This window comes from Thioalkalivibrio halophilus (genome assembly GCF_001995255.1).
In the GTDB taxonomy this organism is placed as follows: Bacteria; Pseudomonadota; Gammaproteobacteria; order Ectothiorhodospirales; family Ectothiorhodospiraceae; genus Thioalkalivibrio; species Thioalkalivibrio halophilus.
In genome coordinates this window covers 1-1,549 of record NZ_MUZR01000096.1, presented here as the reverse complement: position 1 = coordinate 1,549, position 1,549 = coordinate 1, and the positions used below count along the sequence as shown (strand labels likewise).

Annotated in this window: 2 protein-coding genes; both read left to right on the top strand. The window is 70.1% G+C overall.

Annotated features, from left to right (window positions below; all coding sequences use genetic code 11):
• The coding region (locus B1A74_RS14000; protein ID WP_143592276.1) for a glycosyltransferase at nucleotides 1–508 on the top strand (508 nt) is incomplete at its 5' end.
• Complete coding sequence (locus tag B1A74_RS13995) at nucleotides 505–1,461, top strand: NAD-dependent epimerase/dehydratase family protein (protein WP_077244986.1); 957 nt, start codon at nucleotides 505–507, stop codon at nucleotides 1,459–1,461. The genes B1A74_RS14000 and B1A74_RS13995, both read left to right, overlap by 4 nt.
• The last annotated feature ends 88 nt before the right edge of the window (nucleotides 1,462–1,549 follow it).

Genomic DNA, 1,549 nt, shown 5'->3' with positions numbered 1-1,549 from the left:
GGAGTTCATCGAGGCCGCCCGGCTGGTGGTTGCGCGGGGAGTCCAGGCCAGGTTCCTGGTCGTGGGCGACCCCGATCCGGGTAATCCGTCGTCGGTCAGCGCGGAGGACGTGGATCGGTGGAGGGCAGAGGGTGTTGCGGAGTTCCTCGGTTTCCGGCGAGACATAGCCCGGATCTTCCGTGAGAGTCATGTGGTGGTGCTTCCGTCCTATCGAGAAGGGCTGCCGAAGGTGCTGATCGAAGCGGCGGCCTGTGGCCGGGCGGTGGTCACCACGGATGTGCCCGGCTGCCGCGATGCCATCGAGGACGGCGAGACCGGGGTGCTGGTGCCGGTGCGTGATGCCCAGGCGCTGGCCGATGCGCTGCAGGCGCTTGTGGAAGATCCGGAAAGGCGGCAGGCCATGGGGCGTGCCGGGCGGGCGCTGGCGGAGCGGGAGTTCGCGATCGGGAAGGTGGTCGATGCCCACCTGGAGATTTACGGGCGTTTGCATGGAGGCCATGGCGGATGACGCAGCGGGTTCTGGTAACAGGAGCGACGGGCTTCGTGGGCGGCGCCGTGGTGCAGAGGCTGGTGGCTGAGGGCCGCTTGGTGCCGGTCGCGGGGTGTCGGCGCAGCGTCTCGGTGCCGGCGGGTGCCGAGCTGGCGGTAACGCCATCACTTGGCCCGGAAGCGGACTGGAGCAGCGCGCTGCAGGGTGTGGAGGCCGTGGTGCATGCGGCGGCCCGCGTGCATGTGATGGACGAGGACGCGGCCGATCCGCTGGCGGAGTATCGACGCGCCAATGTGGAGGGCACGCTGGCACTGGCGCGGCAGGCGGCGCAGGCGGGTGTGCGGCGGTTTGTGTTTGTCAGCTCCATCAAGGTGAACGGGGAGCAGACTGCGCCCGGCAGTGCGTTTTGCGCGGTGGATGCGCCGGCGCCGGAGGACCCTTACGGCGTCTCCAAGGCGGAGGCGGAGGCGGCGCTGTTTGCGCTGGGGCGCGAGACGGGGATGGAGATCGTGGCGGTTCGGCCGCCGTTGGTGTACGGGCCGGGCGCCGGTGGCAATTTTGCGCGCATGGCGCGCTGGGTGGGCAAGGGCGTGCCGCTGCCGCTGGGCGCGGTGACGCGGAATCGGCGCTCGCTGGTGGGGCTGGATAACCTGGTGGATCTGCTGGTGACCTGCCTGGAGCATCCGGCGGCGGCGAACCGGGTGTTCCTGGCCGGGGACGGGGAGGATCTCTCCACCACCGATCTGCTGCGCCGGGTGGCGGCGGCGATGGATCGGCGCGCGCGGCTGCTGCCGGTGCCGCCGGTGCTCTTGCGTGCCGCGGCGCGTGCGGTGGGGCGCGGCGAGATGGCGCGGCGGCTGCTGGATTCGCTGCAGGTGGATATTTCGCACACGCGCGAGACGCTCGGCTGGGAGCCGCCGGTGAGTGTGGATGAGGGGTTGCGGCGGGCGGTTGTTCCGTTGGTTGGGTAGGTTTGGTGGCTTTTCGGGGTTTGGCGGGGGCTTCGCGGGCGAGCCCGCTCCTGATATGGATCGCATCGCAGAGTTACTGTCGAAAGTG